The sequence below is a fragment of the Mesorhizobium sp. M1A.F.Ca.IN.022.07.1.1 genome (genome assembly GCF_003997575.1).
Classification (GTDB): domain Bacteria; phylum Pseudomonadota; class Alphaproteobacteria; order Rhizobiales; family Rhizobiaceae; genus Mesorhizobium.
Window position 1 is genome coordinate 1 of the sequence record NZ_RZST01000568.1, and the last position, 2,068, is coordinate 2,068.

Here is a 2,068-nt window from a genome sequence, read left to right on the forward strand (position 1 = left end):
AGTAACGCTCGCGCAACACGCCAATTGGCGCAGTGAGGTGGACGTGAACGACTCTGTCGCCGAATTTTTCGCGGAAGTGTTTAACTTGATCTAGCGTCCGGACCGCATCCACCAGCCAAATCTGATCCGCCGGAGCCCCGCTAGTTTCTGCCAGAAACTGATCGAGGACCCACTTTCCGTTGGTCTCAATGTCGAGCTTATCGCCAAGCTTGATCAGTGCGTCCCGATCATCGGTATCGCTAGCCCGAAGTAATAGCGCCCGCGTTGACACGCGCTTCGCGTCGAAACGTGACGTCAACTGTTCAGTGAACATCGATTTTCCGGCCGCAAGCGGACCAGACACCAAGAAAATTGGTTTCAGCGCAACCTCCTGCCACTAGAGAACCAAAATCCTACCGACCCTAGGACTCAGACTCCCCACAGCGAAGAGATACGCATCGATTTCAATTCAATCTATAGCTCGCGCGAAGTTTTTTTGTTGAGAAATGCCGGACCCAGTTGTTTTATGCGGATAGTTCTATTGCAAGGCTTCATATCGGCAAAGGAACGCGCTCTTAGCTTCGCGCGGCGACAGGAAACGTACCTTCACTAGGGCGGGCGCAATCCGATCGCGCTTGGCCCATTCGTCCGTGCCTGCCGGCATAATCTGAGCCTGCTCGGCGGCCAGCACACGCAGATCGGCTCGCTTGATTGCCGGGCTTGACTGAGTGCTAATACCAAACCGCTCTGCGATCGCGCGCTGCATCTCAGTTTCAATTTGCCTGTAATCCGGAAGCATCTGCTTGAGGGGACGCGTAATATCTCCAAGGAAGGCCTCCGCCGCATCGTGCAGCAAGGCGGCCAATGGATCCTCTTCGACGAGGTCACTGACCAGCAGGCTGTGCTCGGCTACAGAATAGAAATCCAGACATTGGCCCGCATAACGACACTGAAGCGCCAGGCCGTGGGCAATATCCTCGATTGTAAAAGCGCTGGTATGAGGCGACAGCAGGTCCAGCCAAGCGCCACTGTGCAACATTATCGAGGGTCCGACATCGACCTTCACTGCTGTTACCCGCTGCCTGCTCCACGCCATGCCCATCCCCCCTTAACTACCGCTCTGCTATCACAGATCAATGAACTTGCAAATTTGCAATTTCTATCTTATCCGAGACGGATGAGGCTGACAACTGAAGAAGCATCGAGAATTGCAAGGGACATCAGGGCCGCCTTGACCGATCGGCGCCTTTCTGCAGCAAATGCAGCACGTCTGAGTGGGATGCAGCCCAGCCGACTCAGCCGCATTTTAGGTGGGCAGTTCGCAACGCCAAACCCCAATGTAGTGCAAATTTGCACATTTTTGGGTGTGACGCTTCCGCGGGGCCAGTACACCGAGGGCGCTGCACGCATAGTTGGCAGCGCTCTGAAGGTTTGGGACGGAAGTCCGGATGACGTCGAGGAAGTGGTTAAGCTGTTTAATCAGATTGCCGCACTGCGCCGTCGTTAGCGCAGCGAAATGCAGTGCGAAATATTGGGCTAGGGTTGAGCGCGGACAGTCCGCAATCGGCCTCCATAGCAGCTAATGCTCGCCGGAGCTGCGGAGCGGGCAGGGCTATTGACGAAGAAAACACACGACGTTCGCGTTTTGTGCTTCGAAAGTCGCATAAAGGGCAGTCTGGAACAGTGGCGAGAAATCTTCGGAACAGACCAAAAAGCAAGTCTGAAACGGGCTGAGCGGCCGTAGTTGTAGCGATATCTTGGCTTATAGCTCATCCACATCCGGTATCATGTTCTGCCCGATCGCACGAAGCAACGGCAATCAATAGTCTAATCGCGAGGCATCGCCCTTCAGCATGCTCAGTACCGCTTCACCGAGGGAGGTGGGGACACGATGCCAACAGGGATCGTTATGGGTTGACCGGCGGACGGTGATCGACACCCTGATGGTTCACCCCAAGATGTTCGCTACGCTCGCAAATCCGGTCGCGGTCGACAGTCGCCGAGAAGCGACTGAGCGGTCCTGCCGGCCTGGTCGACTGGATCAGGGCTTCCAGCTCGGCAATAAGCGAACATATGCACTGCGGAGAGT

At 55.6% G+C, this 2,068-nt stretch carries 2 protein-coding genes and 1 pseudogene; all 3 read right to left on the reverse strand.

The genetic code is table 11. The features are described 5' to 3' along the window. Positions 1–313, reverse strand: a pseudogene (locus tag EOA75_RS32210) (adenylosuccinate synthase); the annotation flags it as partial. Between the two features lie 204 nt (positions 314–517). Next, positions 518–1,045, reverse strand: coding sequence for a hypothetical protein (locus EOA75_RS32215; protein WP_245466813.1), 528 nt, complete (start codon positions 1,043–1,045; stop codon positions 518–520). 841 nt (positions 1,046–1,886) lie between these two features. Then, the coding region (locus tag EOA75_RS34645; RefSeq protein ID WP_206517104.1) for a hypothetical protein at positions 1,887–2,068 on the reverse strand (182 nt) is incomplete at its 5' end.